The organism is Vibrio sp. 10N.222.54.E6 (genome assembly GCF_041473955.1).
Lineage (GTDB): Bacteria > Pseudomonadota > Gammaproteobacteria > Enterobacterales > Vibrionaceae > Vibrio > Vibrio tasmaniensis_A.
The window spans coordinates 39356-58459 of record NZ_JBFRTD010000028.1; the positions used below are offsets into that span (position 1 = coordinate 39356).

At 43.2% G+C, this 19104-nt stretch carries 16 protein-coding genes; 6 read left to right on the forward strand and 10 right to left on the reverse strand.

Features of this window, described 5'->3' with window-relative positions:
* The first annotated feature begins 137 nt into the window (after positions 1-137).
* Both AB4513_RS15880 and AB4513_RS15885 read left to right on the forward strand, forming a co-directional pair.
* On the forward strand, positions 138-998 hold the full coding sequence (locus AB4513_RS15880) for a phosphate/phosphite/phosphonate ABC transporter substrate-binding protein (RefSeq protein ID WP_232281795.1): 861 nt from the start codon (positions 138-140) through the stop codon (positions 996-998).
* 18 nt (positions 999-1016) lie between these two features.
* Positions 1017-3197: a bifunctional diguanylate cyclase/phosphodiesterase gene (locus AB4513_RS15885; protein WP_009845797.1), complete on the forward strand. Its 2181-nt coding sequence runs from the start codon at positions 1017-1019 to the stop codon at positions 3195-3197.
* 84 nt (positions 3198-3281) lie between these two features.
* Here the strand turns inward: AB4513_RS15885 and AB4513_RS15890 are convergent, their stop codons facing one another.
* Positions 3282-4268: a zinc-dependent alcohol dehydrogenase family protein gene (locus tag AB4513_RS15890; protein ID WP_009845796.1), complete on the reverse strand. Its 987-nt coding sequence runs from the start codon at positions 4266-4268 to the stop codon at positions 3282-3284.
* Positions 4269-4464: 196 nt separating this feature from the next.
* Here AB4513_RS15890 and AB4513_RS15895 point away from each other — a divergent pair, with 196 nt between their 5' ends.
* Together AB4513_RS15895 and AB4513_RS15900 are read left to right on the forward strand one after the other, a co-directional pair.
* Positions 4465-4740: a hypothetical protein gene (locus tag AB4513_RS15895; protein ID WP_009845795.1), complete on the forward strand. Its 276-nt coding sequence runs from the start codon at positions 4465-4467 to the stop codon at positions 4738-4740.
* A gap of 30 nt (positions 4741-4770) precedes the next feature.
* Positions 4771-5982, forward strand: a complete 1212-nt coding sequence (locus tag AB4513_RS15900) for a radical SAM protein (RefSeq protein WP_009845794.1) — start codon at positions 4771-4773, stop codon at positions 5980-5982.
* 146 nt (positions 5983-6128) lie between these two features.
* Here the strand turns inward: AB4513_RS15900 and AB4513_RS15905 are convergent, their stop codons facing one another.
* The 6 genes from AB4513_RS15905 to AB4513_RS15930 form a co-directional block, all read right to left on the reverse strand.
* The gene (locus tag AB4513_RS15905; RefSeq protein ID WP_017081414.1) at positions 6129-6470 is read right to left on the reverse strand and encodes a hypothetical protein; all 342 of its coding nucleotides are present in this window, start codon (positions 6468-6470) and stop codon (positions 6129-6131) included.
* Between the two features lie 119 nt (positions 6471-6589).
* A complete protein-coding gene (locus AB4513_RS15910) occupies positions 6590-7378 on the reverse strand; it encodes a phytanoyl-CoA dioxygenase family protein (protein WP_009845792.1) in 789 nt (262 codons plus the stop codon).
* A gap of 182 nt (positions 7379-7560) precedes the next feature.
* A complete protein-coding gene (locus tag AB4513_RS15915) occupies positions 7561-8442 on the reverse strand; it encodes a DMT family transporter (RefSeq protein ID WP_009845791.1) in 882 nt (293 codons plus the stop codon).
* Positions 8443-8627: 185 nt separating this feature from the next.
* Positions 8628-9959 (reverse strand): MFS transporter, encoded by a 1332-nt coding sequence (locus AB4513_RS15920; protein WP_032555086.1) that lies wholly within the window; start codon positions 9957-9959, stop codon positions 8628-8630.
* A 209-nt stretch (positions 9960-10168) separates the two neighbouring features.
* The gene (locus tag AB4513_RS15925; protein ID WP_009845789.1) at positions 10169-11680 is read right to left on the reverse strand and encodes a DUF1214 domain-containing protein; all 1512 of its coding nucleotides are present in this window, start codon (positions 11678-11680) and stop codon (positions 10169-10171) included.
* A 105-nt stretch (positions 11681-11785) separates the two neighbouring features.
* Complete coding sequence (locus tag AB4513_RS15930) at positions 11786-12574, reverse strand: hypothetical protein (RefSeq protein WP_102257528.1); 789 nt, start codon at positions 12572-12574, stop codon at positions 11786-11788.
* 130 nt (positions 12575-12704) lie between these two features.
* Between AB4513_RS15930 and AB4513_RS15935 the strand changes: the two genes are divergently transcribed.
* Positions 12705-13631: a LysR family transcriptional regulator gene (locus AB4513_RS15935; protein ID WP_009845787.1), complete on the forward strand. Its 927-nt coding sequence runs from the start codon at positions 12705-12707 to the stop codon at positions 13629-13631.
* A gap of 43 nt (positions 13632-13674) precedes the next feature.
* Here the strand turns inward: AB4513_RS15935 and AB4513_RS15940 are convergent, their stop codons facing one another.
* The gene (locus AB4513_RS15940; RefSeq protein WP_102257527.1) at positions 13675-16332 is read right to left on the reverse strand and encodes a response regulator; all 2658 of its coding nucleotides are present in this window, start codon (positions 16330-16332) and stop codon (positions 13675-13677) included.
* A complete protein-coding gene (gene luxM / locus AB4513_RS15945; protein ID WP_102257526.1) occupies positions 16329-17516 on the reverse strand; it encodes an acyl-homoserine-lactone synthase LuxM in 1188 nt (395 codons plus the stop codon). Before luxM ends, AB4513_RS15940 begins: the two co-directional genes overlap by 4 nt.
* 416 nt (positions 17517-17932) lie before the next feature.
* On the opposite strand from luxM, the gene AB4513_RS15950 reads away from it, so the two are divergent.
* Positions 17933-18325 (forward strand): cystatin domain-containing protein, encoded by a 393-nt coding sequence (locus AB4513_RS15950; RefSeq protein ID WP_009845784.1) that lies wholly within the window; start codon positions 17933-17935, stop codon positions 18323-18325.
* A 122-nt stretch (positions 18326-18447) separates the two neighbouring features.
* Here the strand turns inward: AB4513_RS15950 and AB4513_RS15955 are convergent, their stop codons facing one another.
* Positions 18448-19026 (reverse strand): hypothetical protein, encoded by a 579-nt coding sequence (locus AB4513_RS15955; RefSeq protein WP_009845783.1) that lies wholly within the window; start codon positions 19024-19026, stop codon positions 18448-18450.
* Positions 19027-19104: the final 78 nt, after the last annotated feature.

Genomic DNA, 19104 nt, shown 5'->3' on the forward strand with positions numbered 1-19104 from the left:
TAATATTGGGATAAATATCACATTTTGGTGCGTGCATGTTTAGTTGTCAGTCCATTTGTAAACAGTTCGTTATACTGCTAGCAGTAATCGTTTGTTCGCTTTTCACTGTATCCGTTAGTGCAGACACGAAAAGCACCTTGCGTGAAGAAACAATAATCATAGGGGTTATTAGCTCTAACCCCAAAAAAGCATTCAAACGTGCACAGCCTTTTGCTGATTACTTAGCTGAAAACCTATCTAACTATGGTATCAAAACAGGCCAAGTTGTTGTCGCCCGCGACTCTCGTCAAATGGCTCGTTGGATAAAAAGCGGTCAGGTAGATCTGGTTTCTGAAACGGTGTTTGCAGCACAGGAATTAATGCAATATTCGGGTGCTGAACTTTTAGCAAGACGATGGAAAAGCGGTGTGGCGGAATATCATTCAATCTTCTTTTCCAAACGCGATAACGGGGTAGACTCCCTAGGTGATCTGCGAGGCAAAACGGTTGTCTTTGAGGATGTCGGTTCTACTAGTGCATTTCTTGTCCCTGCGGCGATACTGCTTGGGCAAGGATATAAGCTCTATGAGCTAAGCTCCCCTAGAGAATATCCACCGAAAGACAAGGTGGGTTATTTTTTCTCCGATGAATATTCAAAGTCTGGAGGAGAATCTAACATGATGAGCTGGGTTCATCGTAATATTGTTGCGTCAGCTGCATTTAGTAATCTCGATTGGGAGAAAGAAATTCCCGAGCAGGTAAAACAACAGTTACAGGTAATCCATACTTCTCAAGCGATTCCCCGCTCACTAGTACTAATACGCCCTGATCTCTCCTCCGAACTTAAGCAAAACATGCTCTTAGTATTGCTTGCGGCTCATGAAAGTGAGGAAGGTAAACTGGCTTTGAAAGCCTATAAGAAGACGAAAAAGTTTGATGCTATCACACCAGAGATTGTAGAAAGCATTTCTTGGGCGGAAGCGCAAAAACGACTGGTTGATGAATACATCTCCCGTTAACTAGAGAAGTTATTGCTTATGAAGTTAAAAGGTAAATTGGTTCTCGGAAACATGCTTATGGTCGTTTTGACTATGGGCTGCCTTTCCTTGTCTCAGTGGCTGATATCTTCATACTATAGTGATGAAATTCTAGAAGAAACGGCAACGAATATTGCAGAGAACTTTACTTCCCAAGCTCAGAGTCAAGCAGAACAAACGGTTGAGTACCTCTCAGATGCACTTTTTGATCCGATGTATTTTTATGATATCGATAATATTAACTCTATTTTAGAGCCTGCCTTTGAAAATAAAGATGTCATATTCATAAAGGTTTTTGATGCTAATGGTCTGATAGTTCATACAGGAGAAGATGTAGTACTCGGTTATGGCTCCAACTTGGATATGCCAAGGGTGCAAGAAAATGTCTTGAATAAGCAAGAAGCTTACACAGAAATCAATTCATCAGCACTGATTGTTGCGCGGCCAATCACGATGAATAAGACTCGGTTAGGTGGCATAGTGATGAGCTACTCCTTAAAGGCTGTGAAAGACGACATCGAGAAAAATAACACCATTATCAAGGATATTACTGAGTCAAGTCGAAGCTATAGCGCGGTGTTGAGCATAACCTTGACGATGTTCATGTGTCTGGTCAGCTTACTCTTTTCCATGTTATTAGCTAAGACGATGATTCGTCCGATTAATCAACTCCTACAACATTCGAAACGCATCAGTAAAGGGATTTTCCAAGTACCAAACAACATTCAGCGCAGTGATGAACTCGGAGAACTTGCTCAGGCGTTTGATAGTATGGATTCAAGCCTCAAGCAGCGGAATGAGGAAGTTGAGTTTTTAGCTTATAACGATCCACTGACTAAGTTACCGAATCGCTCTCAGTTTATTAAATGTCTTGAACGGTGTATTCATCGATGCAAACAGTCAAAAGAGGTGTTTGCGGTTTTTTTTATCGATTTGGACGAGTTTAAACGAGTCAATGACAACCTTGGGCACCAAGCTGGAGATGAGCTGTTAAGTGAAGTGGCTAAGACGTTAACTAACTCATTAAAAAAAATGGGGCAAATGACCACAAAGGAAGAGTCTCAATGCATGATCGCAAGAGTTGGAGGGGATGAGTTCTTACTCCGCTTATCAGGAGTTAAGACAAAGGAGACAGTATCTAAGTTTGCCTCTGATATTGTGTACTCACTAAAACAGCCTATTTACCTCAATTCCGTAGGTGAATCGGTAGTGGTTGGTGCGAGTGTTGGTGTTGCATTATTTCCTGATTCGGGAGACGCCTCTGAAGACTTGGTTAAAAGTGCAGATATGGCAATGTACAGCGCCAAAGAAAACGGCAAAGGTAGGTACTGTTTCTTCAACCAAAAAATCGAGCAGAAGATACTAGCAAGGGGAGTCATAGAAAAGGAGCTTAGAGCCGCTATCGATGACTTCTCTCAGTTTAGGCTCTTATATCAACCAAAGTTTGACCTGAAAGCAGGGCATGTCGTTGGAGTTGAAGCCCTGATACGTTGGCAGCATCCTACAAAAGGCAATATTTCTCCTATTGAGTTCATTCCTATTGCTGAAGCTACGGATATTATTCATACACTTGGTGATTGGATAGTAATGCAAGCCTGCAGAGATATTCAGGAGTGGGATTTAAGACATCACCTTCCTCCCGAATTTTATGTTGCGATAAACCTGTCTCCAAAGCAGCTCTATGGCGATAAGGCACTCCGAACATTCCAATATCAAACACAAAAACATCAAGTTGAAGTTACAAGGTTACATATAGAAGTAACCGAAACGGCCCTAATGTTTGATAAGGTAAGCGCAAAGAAAACGTTGGACGACCTTAGGAGTATGGGGATCAAAGTTTGGTTAGATGATTTTGGCACCGGATACTCTTCACTAGGGTTCTTACGAGAGTTCAATATTGATGGTTTGAAAATTGACCGAAGCTTTGTCAATGATCTTGAGTACGATATGAATGACCGAGCTTTATGTGCGGCAGTTGTTTCAATGGCTCACCAGCTAGGTATTAAGGTCGTTGCTGAAGGAATTGAAACAACTGTCCAGTCAAGCTTCTTAGCGCAATCGGACTGTGACTACGGACAAGGTTATCTCTTAGCCAAACCTATGTGTGCGGAAACGCTGTCGAAAAAACTTGAAACTGGGTTGAGCAAACCGAAACATACAAACGTTATTTATTTGAAGTGATTACGTCTTTTTAAACTCCCCCGTTTAACGCAGTGTTAGGAGGGTTACCTAACACGAGCGCAAGTTATCGCGATCAACGATGTACTAAGGAAGCAATATGATCTTGCCATCTAATCGTGTGGTTTTCGATTCAATAAGATCAATCGCGGTTTGCACTTCATCGAATGGCAGGTAGCGGTCGACGTCGAGCTGTATGTCGTTTGTGATGAAGTGATCTAGCATGGTCGTGAACGTATCACGGCGAACATCTTTACCTTCCGCTTCCTCCCAATAACGTAAGAAGAAGGTGCTGAAATCGATGTGTTGGCTTTTCGCGTACTCAAAGAAGCGTGGTTCGTAAAAATCCAGAGACAGCGTCCCATAGTTGATAAAGCGCCCGTTGTTGCCAAGGGTGTGAATAAGATCGGTTCCGGGTGAGCCGCCAATTGCATCAAAGGCAACGGTTGGCATCGGCAAGCCTAAAGCCTTAATTTGAGAAGCTAAATCGTCGTTTGCATCTAACACCCAACTGGAAGTGATTGGGTATTGTGTCGGCTGTGATGTAACGACAATGATTTTGAAGCCGAGTGATGCTGATAACTGGGAGAAGATCTTACCGATGGCTGAACTGCCCGCGTTGATGATCAACACATCTTCTTGGGTCAGCTTAGCCACTTCTGTCGTCAACACCCATGCAGTTAGCGCATTAATGTACAACTGACAGGCGTAGCCATTTTCTAGATGCTGAGGAATTTGGAACAGGTCATCAGGTGATACATCGACATAGGTCTGCCATGTTCCACTGGTTGCTACGAGCACTCGCTGATTTACCGCAAACTCAGTATGACTGGACTCTACAACTCTTCCTACCGCTTCAAATCCCGGTACTCTCGGCGGCTGGTGGCTATGTTTGTATTGGCCCACACCATAAATCGACAACAGATCACTAGGGTTGATGTTAGTCGCTTCAATTTGTACGCGAACTTTATCTTTGTCTAGCGCCCCTAAAGCGACATGTTCTAACTTGAGAGATTCTTTTGGCTGACCGAAACGGAACTGGCTAATTCGGGTATTTTGCTTAGTGTCAGTCATAGTTAGGGCACCTTTATGGATTATGAGTACTGCATTGATTTTAAGTGTAGCGTGTTCATAAACAATCTTGGGTCGCTAATATTGCTTAACATCGATGTTGTTGGCAATCGATTGTTTAAATTGAAATTAGTTAACCAAAAGTTGACCAACACCTATTTACAATGATTCCTAGTTTAATAACTGGGAGTTAAGAAAGATGAACGTGCCTGAAGTAATGTCTAAGTGGAAAACATTGCTGGCTCTGACCATGGCCTTGTTTGCTCTTAAGTTTCATCTACTTCTGATTTGGGGGTTATTTTGCTGGTTTTGGGGATGGGAAAATCTTCGCGCAAAAGAAGCCTTCTTTGTTGAACGTATTGAGCTAAAAGAACATCCAGTTTTGTTTACCTTAATCATCATCAGTTGGTTTGTGATGGGAGGGGTATATTTCTATATGGACAATAGAGTCTTTGAGTTTTTTAGCTCTTTGTAGCAAAGCAAAATTTAATAATTAGGATACGTTATGAAAATCTATTTAATTAAAGCGTCTGCTGGCAGCGATTACTCAAAATACAAAGCCTCTACGGGGGGACCTCCACAAAACATCTTTGCCGCCGCTGCTGCGACACCAAAGTGGTACAAGTTAGATATGGTTGATGAGACCATAGGTGCAAAAGCCGACCTTTATAATGATGCTGATTTGGTGGTGATATTTATGTCGACTCCAGATGCTTATCGGGCTTATGAGCTAGCTTCTAAATATAAGAAAAAAGGCAAAACAGTCATACTCGGGGGGTTACATACTCAGTTTAACTCTTTAGAAGCGGCAGTATATGCGGATTGTTTGGCGATGGGAGAAGTTGAGAACTACTGGGTTCAGTTACTCCGTGACGCTGAGTTTGGTTCGCTACAGCCTATTTATGAAAGCTCCGAGCCTGTCGATCTCAGTATGCTCAATCCATACCCAACAAATATCATCAATCCTGAAGCGTACAATTATACATGGTCAGTAGTTGTGACAAGAGGTTGCCCATTTAAATGTAACTTCTGTTTAGTGCCAAGGTTCTTTGATAAGTTCCAGAAAAGGCCAATCGAAAATATCGTCAGCGAGTTAGCGGATCTCAAGACATTAGGTATTGAGTGGGTTGAGTTACACTCCGACAATCTCACTCATGACCGTGAATATGCTTTGGCACTATTTAAGGCCATTGAGCCGCTTAACATGAGCTTCTATGGGGAAACGACAGTCTTGATTGCTCGTGACACCGAATTGCTTAGTGCTGCGGTGAAGTCAGGGTTCAAAGCTGTATTATTAGGCATAGAAACGCCATCTGAAGAGGCTTTAAAGGCTCAGAAAAAAGGCTTTGTGAAACCATCTAAAATGAAAGAGTACATCGCTGAGATAAGATCTCATGGTATTGAAGTATGGGGAGATTTTTTGTTCGGTTTTGATGAACATGACACTTCTATCTTCAAACAAACGCAGAAGTTCGTCGAAGATATCAAGGTTGATAAGGTGATCCCGCACTACATGATTCCGTTTCCCGGTTCGGAGTCTTTTAGTCAGCTAGAGCGAGAAGGACGACTTCTTACTAAAGATTGGTCCAAGTACGATGGTAGCCATCCGGTTTATCAGCCAAGTCGTATGAGCGTTGAAGAGCTAGAGGAAGGCTTGTATTGGATTTGGAGAAAGAATGCGAGCTTGAAAGAACGAGTTGTTGCCTGGTTCAATTAAAATTTGTTCTGGATACATGGAATGAAAATCGCGAAGGCTCATAAATAAGTTTTACTATTCGGAATGCCTGACTGAGTCAGTACACTTTAAAGGCTCCATGTGGAGCCTTTGCATCAAGTTTTTGACGTAGCGTTGAAACCCCGCGATCAAAAGCCATAGCTTTGTTTGATTGGATCGCAGACTAGTTTATATTTAGCATCCGCAGCTTCTTTCCCAGCAAATTCTAACATCGCTTCTGAATAACCCATTGCAGTGCCGAACTCTTCCATTATATAAGGATCTTCTTTGACACTCACTGTGCGATCTTTCGATAGCTCGACAATAAACTTAGCGTAATCTTGGTCTTTATCTAAGCCTGCCGCCCAACCAAAACAGTGAGCCGCATCTTGCTTAGGGAATTCGTTAAAATCTTCACCATTCACTTCGGCTAAAGCAGCACCCGAAACAAGTGCTGTAAGTAGTGACATGCTAGTAATTAATTTTTTCATATTGCTTATCTCGAATATTGAATATGAAGCTATCTTATTGCGAGCGCTATGAAATAAATGTGAACATATTTGTTATTATTTTCAAGTCATGTGACTTTTGATGTAACTGCTTTCATCGTTTACGAGCACAACATCGATTTCAAATGCAGCGTGTTCATAAACAATCTTGGATCGGTAATATTGCTCAACATGGCTGGTGTTGGTAAACAGTCATCATCAACGTAGTCGACATAGTCTGCCGCCGAATCAAAGATCAAAATATCCAAAGCCAAACGATCCAAGCCATATCGGCCTCGGTGGATCATATCCGCTGAAAAAACCAATAAGTCACCGGCGGCTAATGGTATCTGCTTACCACCAGAGATGTCATCGCTGCTCACTTTGCCGTTTTCTTCTTGGCGAACATTGTACTCTTCTTCGTTATCCCAACGTTTGTGCGTGCCGGGGATAAGCTCCATACCGGGCTCATCAAAAAGGGGCACTCGCAGATGCAATACCTGGGTTTCCATGATGACTTTCATTTGGTCATCAACGTCGTAGTCGTATTGACAGTCACGATGCCAGAAGTCTTTTTGTTGCGGATTTACCGGGTTGAAGAACAGCTGTGTATTCATGAATGCTGGTTTGTTCGGAATCACCGCATCAACCACGTTCATCACTTGCTTCGAGCTGATGAAGTCGAAAAGCACGCTTCTATCGTCGGCGAGCAAATATTCGCTTCCCGTAATTAAAGACGAGTTAAATGCTTCTTCTTTATAGAATTCTTCGTTGTCTGCTTTCCATGATTCATGGAATTTCAGCACGACTTTTCTAAGCGATGCAATTTGAGCTTCATCGAAATAATTTCTGATAACAAAGTAACCATGTTCGTCGTAACGGTCACTTAATTGTTGGCTGTTTTCTACCACTGATTACCTTCGTTCATTCTTTGCTGTGTAATAACCACAGATTTCTTGGGCGCATAATGCCAGACAGTCGCCATTCAACCAAGTAACGAGTGCTCCATAACGAGGCGCGGTAGAGCTGAAAGGCATAGAGTTGCTGGATATATAGGCTGTCGAACGATTCAATTTACAGTCACATTATTAGCTCACTGCCACATTACCAATACCGCTGCGATAGAAAGCAAAACGAGCGCAAGAATGTCTTTGCGCGCGATGCTTTGCCCTAACCAGAAATAGGATATCAACACCATGAAGATCACTTCGACTTGCCCGAGTGTCTTTACGTACGGCACGGCTTGAAGCGACATCGCGCTAAACCAACCCAGAGAACCGATAACACTCGCTAAGCTTGTCATGATGACCAGTTTAGATTTCTTGAATATCTGGCGCAGCGTGTCGCGCTCTCTGAAAAAGAGATACGTACAGATAATGCATGTCTGAAGAGTTATCACCAAAAACAGCACCCAAGCAGCGCTATGAGGGAAGGGCAGCCCTATGCTCAAGCTTGCTTCACGTACCCAAAGAGACGTTAAAGCAAAAGCGGTACTACACGCCATACCTAGTAAGAACACTTTCGGAGACAAGCTTCGCCAACCAGAAGAACTACTCATGATTAGTACGCCTAACGTGCCAATAAGCACGCCAATCCAACCTGTTAATGTTAAAGCAGTTCCAAAAAACAATACGGATAACACAGCAGATACGGGGGCTTCACACTTGGCTAAGCCTGCTCCTATCGCATAGTTTTCGAGCTTAAATAACATCACCATTAAGCCCGTCGCGAGGATCTGCATAATGGCTGCTGCAATAATGTAGAAAACAAACTCACCCGAAAAATCAGGTGTGGATACTGGCTTCCATTGATAGAGGGCGCACAGATAAATTAAGGCGATTGGGCCTGCCCAGATAAAACGCGCCAGCGTCACACCAGCAACACTCATGGTGCCACTTAACTTGCTTTGAAAGGCATTGCGCCAAGATTGGCTGAAGGCTGCGAGAAGAGTAAAGGCTATCCAACTAAATGACATGACGCTTCCGTGTGTTATATAAAATTATGATTATATTAACAAATTTAACCAATAGAAGAAGGGGCTTGTTTGTTTATTGAGCGTCTATTTTCAGGCGATAGTCTATTTGGGGAAATCAGAACTTTGTGCGAGCTAACCTTTGAAGGGACTGCTCATTGAACTTCAACACAATATAGCTAGCCGCCTCAAAAGATCGGCTGTTTTTTGTTTTTGAAATAGAGCAACGCGCTAATCAAAACGAACAATAAGGTGAAGTAATAGAAAAACGAAGACAGTGAAGCTAAGAAAGCGAGGTTCTGTTCTATTTCTTGTTCGGTGTAGCCCTGAGACACCAGTTTATAGTAGTAAGCGTACAAAATGCCGATCAGCCCATATCCGAGATTAAACATCAGGCCTTTAAAGCTGAGGACAGTGGCTCGGTTGTGTGATTCGGTTTTTTTATTCAGGTGGTAGCTAATGAAAATGTTCATCGTCATGATAATAAAAATCAGTACTAGTGCTGGAATAACCCCGTAAATCGTCCAACCTAAACTGATCCAATAATAAGTCGCCATGCTTGCTAAACCCATAACCACAATGAAGGTTTTAGGCTCCATGCTTTCTGCTAGCCTACGGCTTTGCCCCGCCAATATGATTTTAAGCAAACTGATCCCCGCGCCAATAAAACCGAAGTAGATAATAGGAATATCGATGGCGAGATAATATTGGCTGTTCATGGTTAGGAACATTCTTGAGGTGTGTTCGAACAGGCTGTAATACAACAACATGAACAGCACGTAAGGCGTAGCAAGTACCCACTTACCTGTGTCAGCTGTTAATTTAAGGCTGGCGATGGTGGTTGCCAATTTGGTTTGGTCGCTTGGCATTACCTTTTTCTCTTCGCGCATATTAATCGCGGCATAGATGGCGATCATCGCTACAAATAGGGTGGCGAACACAGGAATACGCATCAGATCTTTAGTGCTTTCTGGTTCAGATAGTCCAAGGAAATGAAAGATGTTCGCCATAAAGTTCACGTCGTACATCGCCGCGCCAATTAGTGTGACAAAGATACCGACCGTTGAGGCGACACGAAGCTGAATTTGCAGCACTCGCGGCCACAACTCTTCATTGCCTTGTTCTTTTAAGGTGTCGTAAGCCAATGCCTCGTCAGCACCGCTGGCCAGTGCCATCGCTAAGCCGCTTAATATCCGGTTAACCAGAAACACAATGAAGACTAGATTGGCATCTCCAGTCGGAACAAGAGCAATCATGGCGATCTCAATGAACATCACAATTGAAGAGAGCACCACAAGCTTTTTGCGCCCTAAGGTATCGGCGAACGCGCCAGACGGTACTTCAGCAAGCACAATGGTGGCAGCCCACACTACATTGAGCATCGCGAATTGAGATAGGGTTAGCCCGTAATCTAAATAAAGTAGGGTGAATATAGGGTAGTAAAAACGCGCAAAGTAGCTGCTTCGAAACATCAAGAAGTAGCGGACATTGGGAATTTTAAGGATCTCTTTGGGCGTCATGATAATTTCAGTAATTTAGATAACACATCATTATGTATAACCCTTTTACTCTTTTAAATCATGGAATTGTTTCAAGAATCAGAAAAACAACTAGTTGAGTTTATTTCGCAGCGCCTTTGAAGGCTAGATGGAATAAAAAGAGGAGCGCTGAGGCTCCTCTTTTATCGTAGGCCGCAGTGAACTTTATCGTTAGTACATAGACTTAACGGCTAGTCCACGCGCTTAAAGTTAGGCAATAAGGTTTCTGGCTGTTGCGCTACAAATGCTTTACTTGGTGAGTAAGCGCGGAAGTAAACAAACCAGTTTTCATCTTCTCGGGTTTGCACCCAATTCGCTTCATTTACACCAGCAGGCTTAGTTGGCGAGAAGTGGAAGGTGTAATTGCCTTGCGAATCTTTAACTGTCCCTTCAATGTTAGAACCCACGTCGGCACGCTCAATTTCGTTGTCGATGATGGCGCGGTTCTCGACGTTGTAGACAGTGATGGTCCAGAATAAATCGGCGAAATTTACATCTCCATCTAGCGTCAAAGTATAGTGGTTACTGCCATTTAGCCCTTTGCCATTGTCGTCACGGTAGTTGTCTAGGTAGATCTGTCCCCAACCGCCGTTCTCAAATCCATGCATTGCAATGTCGTTAGTGACGGCTTCATAAAACCAAGCTGCACGTCCATCGAGGTCCATACCATAGTGACGGTCTTGGTTTGGTGTTGAAGCCGTTGCGATTTCCCACGAATTCCCTTCTTTGCCATAAGCCGCGTGTGGTAGACGTTCAGTCTTGTTGAAATCGATGTTTTTAACCATAGCTTCACCCATGATTACAGCTTGTTCTAAGATGTCACGCTGCTGAGCTGATGGAGTAAATGCTTTGCCTTTTTCAATACCTAGTGGGCGTAACATGTCGTGCATCATGCGGTCGCGCTCTGCTACAGGTTCGGCTTGGATCGCTTCATTCAAGGTCTCCCAAAATGCCATACCACGTGGGTGCTTAGCATCGTCACCACGTTCAGGGAAGTTCACGCCTTTGCTACTGAGCGGCTTGCCGTTAAGGTCAGTAATTTTTAATGCTTCTAAGTCTTTCATACGTTGCTGATCTGACTTAGCCATTAAGCGAACACCCAAGAAAACATTATTGGTATCAGACTCAAATACTTTTGCGCCTTTTGGCAGGTTACTCGGCGTTTCAGAACCTTTCGCTTTTACCACGTAGACGCCCGGCTCAGTCATCTGAGAAATACCGATTTGCCACATGGTGTGTACCGCGCCACGCAGTTCATTTGTGGGTATTTCTATAACAACGGGCTCTTTCTCTACGTTAAACCAAGTAATCGCGTAAGGCGTAGAGGTATTGTAAGTTAAACCTCCTAGCTTAGATTCATGAGACTCAACATAAGTAATTTGACCATCCTCTGCCCCCATGTCGGCATAGGCTTGTTTCCATGCGTAGTTTGACACCAAAGGCACGGACCAAATGTAAGCTTGTGACGCGCGTTGATAGTCCATCAGTTCAAACAGTTTTGCAGAGCTTTCTTGTGTTGGAATGCCATGAAGAAAGTCGGTTTCGAAAGTAAAGTCACCTGCACGCGTTTGGATCGTTTCTGTCGCATCACCGTTGCCTGCTATCGCTGTGGCTGAAAACAAGGCTGTTACAGAAACTAGCATGGCAGCTGAGCGTAATGGGCAAGTGAAACTACCAACAAAGGCTTTAGATATCATATTCATAATGTGTCCTCAAAACTCAAAATTATTCGTCAAAACGGGAATGGCTCGTGGAACAGAAATCATTGGTTCAAACTGAAAGAGCTCATCCAAGCAGAAAGTGACTGCTTAAAACTGATAGTTAAATTCGATGCGGTGATCACCGTCTTCGATACTGGTGTTTTCTGTCCAATTTGCAAAATAACGAACGTTCGCCCTTGGGTTAATCTGGTAGCTCGCAGCAAACTCATGTGCGAGTACAGAATCACTGCCCTCGAATCCATAATCTTTGAACGTTGATGAACCAGACATCGTGCCTAAATACATAGGGTTATAGTTCAACCAAATCTTGTCGGTAAGTTGCATTTTTGCGTACATACCCGCCACGTAGAAAGTGCCGTGCATGTTGTAGCGATCACGAAGTTGATCCGCGTCGAGGTTGCCTCCAGAGCCTTCAACCAACTCCTCACCTGCAGCAACACCGACACCCGCAAGCGGATAGAAATTAAACATGCCCATTTGTGGAAGAGCCTGTATAAAGCTGTATGACGCACTACCTTGATTACTATCGAAATCCCAAGACATATCGACTTGTGTGCCTCGACCATTGGTTAAGTCTACGCCGAAGTTTCTGAAACGAATCGAATCGATACTGTCACCTGCGCCTCGGTCATTCCAACCAATGGCTTCACCAGCGATGCCTTTGACTTCGAAGACATTCATACCCATGGTCGTATCGCTACCAGTGTCATAGGTTTGCCCGATTTTCAGGTTTAAGCCTTTGTCTGTGTAACCGAAGCCACCTTGTGTATAGACGGCTAACGGGTCTGACATATCTTGAATTTCGGCTTCTTCCGCGAACGCGACACTTGCCAGAAACAAAGGAGTTAGAGAAAGGATTGAACGTTGTAATAACATAGATGCCTCATAAATTTATCTCACTACATCCGTGTACTGCGTGAAGGTGAGGTAACTATACAAAGTGGACATCGTTAAGTTAATTCATATAAACTTAACCATTCGTTAAGTATTGGTTTATGGTTTGGATATGAAACTGAATAACGTCGATTTGAACTTATTGAAAGTGTTTGTGGTGGTGTATCAGGAAAAAAGCTTGCGCAAAGCAGCTGAAAAGCTGTTTGTCTCGACACCAGCGGTAAGCCAAAGCGTCAAAAAGCTTAAGGAATCATTAGGTGAAGAGCTATTTGTTTTGTCCAATAAGCAGTTTCTCCCGACGCCTTATTCTGATGAACTGTATCGACGTGTATTTCCACTATTGGACGGGTTGGTCACGGCGATAGAAGAGGGTAAACAGTTTACTCCTGCCGAACTAAGCGAAGATTTTAAGATAGAGGCGAACCCGCACCTTTTGCCTTGGTTAACACCCTCTCTGTTTCATCAACTCTCAGATGAAAGTCCACTTTCGAGGTTGATTAGTCATACTAGCTCCCAAGATTCACTGGAAAGACTTAAGAGTGACGAGATTGATTTTGTTATTCACTTTGAAGCTGAAAACCTGCCCGCCGAGATCATTGCTGTGCCTCTCGTGACCCTAAAATTTGTATTGGCAGTAAGAGTCGACCATCCTTTTAAAGAGGATGTAGCACAGATTGATGATTTGTTGTCCTTTCCATTTGCGCATGTTGACCTTGCTTACTTCGATCAAAACAAACACTCGCGATTGGAAGAAGAAGTTTTAAGCCAAGGTAAATCGATTAATATGGCGCTTCGAACGACGTCAGTTGTTGGGTTAATAGAAACGATTAAGCATTCCAACATGATCGCACCCTGCATGCCTCCGGTGATCGAACAGCACAAGGGAGTATTGCGCTCGATTGTGATTGAAGGATTAGAAGAAGATGCAGAGAAAATGGAGGTATTTGCCTATCTTCATAAGAAAAACCAACATTCTGCCAAATACAAGTGGTTACTGGATTTGATCGAAACAGCGATGATTGAGGCCAACCATCAGTGAGTTCTAATCGTTTTTTTTCATTGATTCACTTAACCGTAGTCAGCTATTCATTTTCTGTTTCTTTAGAAGCGTTTGGCGCCCAGCCTTTCTCTAGCCAGTTGTCCAGTAGGTGTTGCAGTGCGTTCAAAGAGGTTGGCTTCTCTAGGCGACCGTCCATCAGTTTTCTGATCATGTCTAGCTCTCGTTGTCCTGATTCACCAGACAAAGCAATAATTGGTGTTTGAGGTGAGCGCGCCTTGATGATCTGGCTTGCGTCAAAGCCATTCATTATCGGCATTTGTACATCCATTAAGATCAAATCAACTTTGTGTGATCTGAACAGCTCGACAGCATTTTCCCCGTTTTTAGCTTGCAAGCTATTTACGCCAAGTCGGCTCAGGTACATCTGAACAAGCGTGCGTTGCACTTCTTTGTCATCAACAATAAGTACCGTCGGTGCAAGATGGCTTGATGCTGGTTGATTTTCTGCTTGCGTGCGTTCTGTTTGCTTACTTTCTGTTAGCGTACTTGCCGGTTCAGGTTCTATATCACCGCTTGGAGTTTGGCTCTCTGGTTTTACATCAGCTTCGGCTTTATCTTCCGTCGATTGGTTGTGTTTCCAACCGTTGAAATAAGGCGTACGCAGCGTCTCCGCTTTTGGAGCATTGGGTACAATAGGGAAGTACAGGTGAAACTCAGTAAATTCACCAAGTTTGGAATGGCATTCCACTCTGCCACCAAATGAGCGCATCACTCGTTGGCAATAACCCAGTCCTAAGCCGCTACCACCGCTTTTTTGGAAAGAGAAAAAGTCATCAAAGACCTTATGAACAATGGCTTCGTCAATGCCGGGGCCGGTATCACGAAATGTGAGAACGTTCTCGTAAGATCCTGTTTTGGTGCTGATCTCAATTTGGCTGTCTGGGTAAGAATCAAAGTAATAGATTGCATTGCGTATCAGATTGAAAATGACGAAGTTGAATAGAGTTTCATTTAGTTTTGCCACAAAATCAGCGTGTTGTGGTAAACGAATTCGCTCAATGATCTTCTCGTTCTCAAAGCCATAGTGGCTGACGGCTTGGTCCACGGCCTTGTGGATAGATGTCATGGTGATTGGTCCATGCTCAGGCGAGCTGTCACTGACTTCTCGTAAGATGATATCAATCAGTTGCCGCCCGCGTTGAATCGCTGCTTGGCCATTCTCAATGTCAGTCAAGATTTGTTGAGTTGGTGCTTGATTATCAATGTGCTGCTTTAACACCTCAAAATGCAGTTGCACTTGAGCGAGTGGGTTACGCATCTCATGAGCGATCGAGTTAGCAAGAGCACGACTTTGGCGAATTCGTCTATCGGCTTCGATGGTGCTTTGTACACGCGTTAACAAGGTTTGCAGTGCAGAGATTTCTTCATTAGAGAACATACGATTGTTGCTTTTGTGCGATGATACTAGCAAGTGTGTGACTGATTTTTTGTGTCCGAATAGTGGCATTACCAACGCGGTGTTGTTCGAACTCATCTTGTCATAAAGTGCTTTTAGCGACCGTTTAGCGAGCGCAGTATCATCTAGCTCTTCAGAAAGCTCATCGAACACTAGAACGGACTCTTTGCTAGATAGGTAATCTTCGTAGAAGGTTTCGTTGTAATTACTGTTAACTAGTCGAAGCTTATCTTCTGGGATTTGCAGTTGGCGACCTAAACGACGCATGGCATCGTCAATCGACAACTTAAAGCCTTCTTCTAATGCGAGTATCTGTTGTACCGGTGTCTTTTTGTTTCTATAGACAAGCAATGAGGAGTAAGGACTTACACGTTTGTAGATTGGACTCCATGTAATGCCGATAATCGCGCAGATGGGTATCGCTAATAGCCATTGGTTACCGTCAGTTAGGGGAATAAATACCGTACAAAAAGGTATCACTAAAATTGCACACACCAGCAGCACATTAAGGCTTATGTATGTAAGGTATTTAAAACTGTAGAAGCGAGAGGTCAGCAGAGCATAGCCTACAAACAACATCTCACTGAGCGACAACGCTGGGGGGAGCCAAGTGAGCGAGAAATCACGTAGGAAATAGGCAACGCCAATGTGAATCGTTGCTGTAGATAGCATGAATACCAAGATGCCTGTAATCATGTAGTTGGTTTTGGCTAATGTTAGTTTGCTGCTATTGGCACGCATGGTCACTAGATTAGTCAGTGTAAGGGCAATCAAGCTGATAACCCCAATGAAAAAGTAGGGTGTATGCGGGCCAAACTCGATCACGAATTGGCTTGGAGCCGTAATGGTGACATCTTCTACCGTTAATCCTGGGGTCAAATTGATATAGAAAGAGTAGCCCGTTATGCTCGCGAGAATGGTTTTTTGCCACCTATGGATTTTACCACTGCGGTTTTCGGCTGCGAGCTGACACGAGAAGTAATACGCAAAGGCAAAAGCAAGGAAAGAGCTGAGGTTGGCCAACTTTGCTGCAAATATGGCTGCTGTGGTGCCAAGTCCTGGCAACAAGCCGGTGTGGAAGTAGGCATTACTGCTGATCCACGTAATGATACAGATGGAATATGCGATGTAAGGTACATGGTGTGTCCCCACTATCGCTTCGTTCTTTTGTTTAAGGCGATAACAATAGTAGAACAGCCACATTACAACAACAGCGACCGTTGCAAGCAGAGTGATGGCTTTAGCATAGAATATCGCCTCTAGCCCAAGATCAAACGTCTTCATATTATTTGCCACGCTGTATTTTTATTTTCACGGAGGCACCGTCTATAGTCTCGAAAGTTGACATGATTGAATGCCTTCAACATCAGTTCAATATTCCATAACCCGCGGTAAGTCAGTAAGTTCGTTTCGTTCAAGTCACAAGACCCTAGCGGCAAGTATGCTTGTGGTTCGATAGCCTTGTAAAAATCGAGTATCAAAGGTTGATCTATAATGGTGAAACCAATCTTATAGCCCGCTTGATGTAACAAGTTGAGCATCTCTTTTTGTGCAAGATAAAGGAAGTAGACTTTTTGTTGAATATTTCCACTCACGGTTAGGCGTAGAATTTCACATACAGCTTGCATTTCGGCTAATTGTAATTGGAACTTATTATCGAACTCTGGAATAGAGTCACACTTTGATAGGGCCGGCGGAGTAAAAATATGTAGCTCTGCCAGTCCCTCATAGCCACGTCTGGATAAACTGTACTTCCATTTGTCGTTACAGAAAGGGGGGGCGTAGCTTAGCCAAGTTTCATATTTTGACCAATCTTGAATTAGGGCTGAAGAGACTAGGGTTGGAAAGGCTTCATCTGTTGGGTGTTTGAGTAGAATAAAGTGCTTACCTGTTTGTGATAAGTGGAGTAAAGGTAGCATCTCATACCACTTCTCACCTTTAATAAAAACCTCAAGGTTGCTTAAAGCAATAGCATCGCTGATTGGTAGTCCTTGAGGGCGAGTTGGCGTTTGTACTATGAGTTGACTATTTTCTATTTGGTCAATGATCACACCATAGTAAGCACTATCTTTAATGGGTAGATCCATAGGATAAAGGGCATGGGTGCTTAATGGTAATTTTGCTTTGATTGCGGAAATTTCACATTCACACCAAAAGTCCAACCAATGTATATAACATTGCCCAACCGCTTCCTCTAAGAGAGCAACCTCTGTGGATAAGGTATTTGGATAGCGCTGAATCAGATCGCGGTAGTCTATCACTTCAAACATTACTGAGTCGCTTTTTGCTTGATGTTCAGGGAAAAGCAATTCTAATTGGTTTCGACGATATTCTGTCACGGTTTTGAAAACGGCTGTGCGCTCTTGTGGTTGATAAGTGTGGAGTACGAGTTCAACCAGTGCGTGTTGTTTTTTTTCGATAGGCAGGCTGCTAGCCAACAGTGAACCTAAAGACGACATTAATTCCATGTAGTGAACCGCCTAAGTTTATCTAATTATTTTTATGTGACTTGTACCCGTTTATGAGAGATGTATCTATGGCTGATGTTTGAGAGTAGTTACTTTATAAAGTTGTCCTAGCTTTTTGTGCGTTTAGTTTCTCAAAAACAAGCTGCATTTAAAGTGGGAGTTTACTACTTGTACTAATCCTAAACAACATGGTTTCGCCATTTTTCAATCAATTCATGAACCCCTAAATTAGTGTATTCTCAAATACTTACTTGTCTGCTTATTGTCCGGCTTTGGTTTTCTGACAGTGCTCTGTATTTACAGATTAGTTACAACATAATTTCTGATGAAGTGATGACATTCGAGGTTTAAGCTTGTCTGCATATGAAACATCATTGCGGGTAACGCCTCGTGAATGACAGAGGTAGAGAGAATTTATGAAGAAAGTACGATTAACATCATTACTTGGAGTAGCAACCTTGTTTAGTGTCGCTGTGTTAGCAGGATGCAGTCAGAAATCTGAGGTTCCAGTTCAATCACAAGAGAATACGAATCCGATCTGTAGCACTAAAAACCTGACAGGTGGTTGGTCGCAAAGCGCTATCACACCACAAGCTAAGCAAGCTTTAAATGCAGTTCTTGGCCAAATGAACACTTCAGCTGAGCTAAAGCAGATTCTGAGTGTGCGAACTCAGGTTGTCGCGGGTTTGAATTACGCTATTGAGTTTGAAATGGATAATGGTGAAGTGTGGAATACCGTTGTGTATCGCTCACTACAAGGTGACATTGAAATGACGCAACCTGCACAGCAAGGTCGTCTGTGTCCATAGATCAACTGGTCCATAAATTTACTGGTCTATTGATTAACTAGCATGTAAATAACTTCGCACATAAAAAATGGCTCCTAATTAGGAGCCATTTTTATTCTACTTAGAGGCGTTTTTAAACGTTATTAGTTTGCCAATGCGGGTTCCGATAACTCTTGAACACAAGCTCGGCTGATGTCTTCATCAATGTAGGCCATCCCAAGTTTATTCAGATAGTCCATACGATCCGCAGTGCGAAGCTCGATGTCGGGGCCTGCAATGTTGTTGGTTTGATAAATTTCAGTGAGGTGAGACATGAATTGCTCACCCACACTCATCATCAATAGGCTCATTGCGCCCACGTCCGGCCTTACTTTGGCACGTTGCTTTTCCGATAGGTTTACCGCTAACACGATAGGCTGTTCTTCACCTTCGAAGCGAACACCTCGCTCACGAACGGTTTGCTGAGCCCAGTAGTAGGCCAGTTCTTTACTCTGTGTTAAGAAGACGGGCTCAACGGATTCTGTGTAATTATTGCCAATCGTTGCCATGGTTTTTGAAGCGGCTTCATTGAGCGCTTTGTCTCCAGAGCGCTTTAGCCCTTGACCTTGAATAGACGCGAGTAAAGCTGAAGATGTGCCGTGATACCAAGTATCACCCGTTGCGAAACCATTTTCTGATAACAGTGTTTTTGCATCTTGTAGGTGTGTCGGTATTGAAGTCATAGGCACTCTCAAAAAATAAGAATCTCAACAAATAGGAATCTGAACAAATATGTATACAGTTAGCTTAAACAGAAGTTG

Excerpts from the sequence above, each read along its gene's own strand:
- AB4513_RS15925 (WP_009845789.1), bottom strand. The coding sequence starts at position 11,680 with ATGAATATGATATCTAAAGCCTTTGTTGGTAGTTTCACTTGCCCATTA.
- AB4513_RS15905 (WP_017081414.1), bottom strand. The coding sequence starts at position 6,470 with ATGAAAAAATTAATTACTAGCATGTCACTACTTACAGCACTTGTTTCG.
- luxM (WP_102257526.1), bottom strand. The coding sequence starts at position 17,516 with ATGGAATTAATGTCGTCTTTAGGTTCACTGTTGGCTAGCAGCCTGCCT.
- AB4513_RS15900 (WP_009845794.1), top strand. The coding sequence starts at position 4,771 with ATGAAAATCTATTTAATTAAAGCGTCTGCTGGCAGCGATTACTCAAAA.
- AB4513_RS15935 (WP_009845787.1), top strand. The coding sequence starts at position 12,705 with ATGAAACTGAATAACGTCGATTTGAACTTATTGAAAGTGTTTGTGGTG.
- AB4513_RS15955 (WP_009845783.1), bottom strand. The coding sequence starts at position 19,026 with ATGACTTCAATACCGACACACCTACAAGATGCAAAAACACTGTTATCA.
- AB4513_RS15920 (WP_032555086.1), bottom strand. The coding sequence starts at position 9,959 with ATGACGCCCAAAGAGATCCTTAAAATTCCCAATGTCCGCTACTTCTTG.
- AB4513_RS15930 (WP_102257528.1), bottom strand. The coding sequence starts at position 12,574 with ATGTTATTACAACGTTCAATCCTTTCTCTAACTCCTTTGTTTCTGGCA.
- AB4513_RS15885 (WP_009845797.1), top strand. The coding sequence starts at position 1,017 with ATGAAGTTAAAAGGTAAATTGGTTCTCGGAAACATGCTTATGGTCGTT.
- AB4513_RS15950 (WP_009845784.1), top strand. The coding sequence starts at position 17,933 with ATGAAGAAAGTACGATTAACATCATTACTTGGAGTAGCAACCTTGTTT.
- AB4513_RS15895 (WP_009845795.1), top strand. The coding sequence starts at position 4,465 with ATGAACGTGCCTGAAGTAATGTCTAAGTGGAAAACATTGCTGGCTCTG.
- AB4513_RS15940 (WP_102257527.1), bottom strand. The coding sequence starts at position 16,332 with ATGAAGACGTTTGATCTTGGGCTAGAGGCGATATTCTATGCTAAAGCC.
- AB4513_RS15890 (WP_009845796.1), bottom strand. The coding sequence starts at position 4,268 with ATGACTGACACTAAGCAAAATACCCGAATTAGCCAGTTCCGTTTCGGT.
- AB4513_RS15915 (WP_009845791.1), bottom strand. The coding sequence starts at position 8,442 with ATGTCATTTAGTTGGATAGCCTTTACTCTTCTCGCAGCCTTCAGCCAA.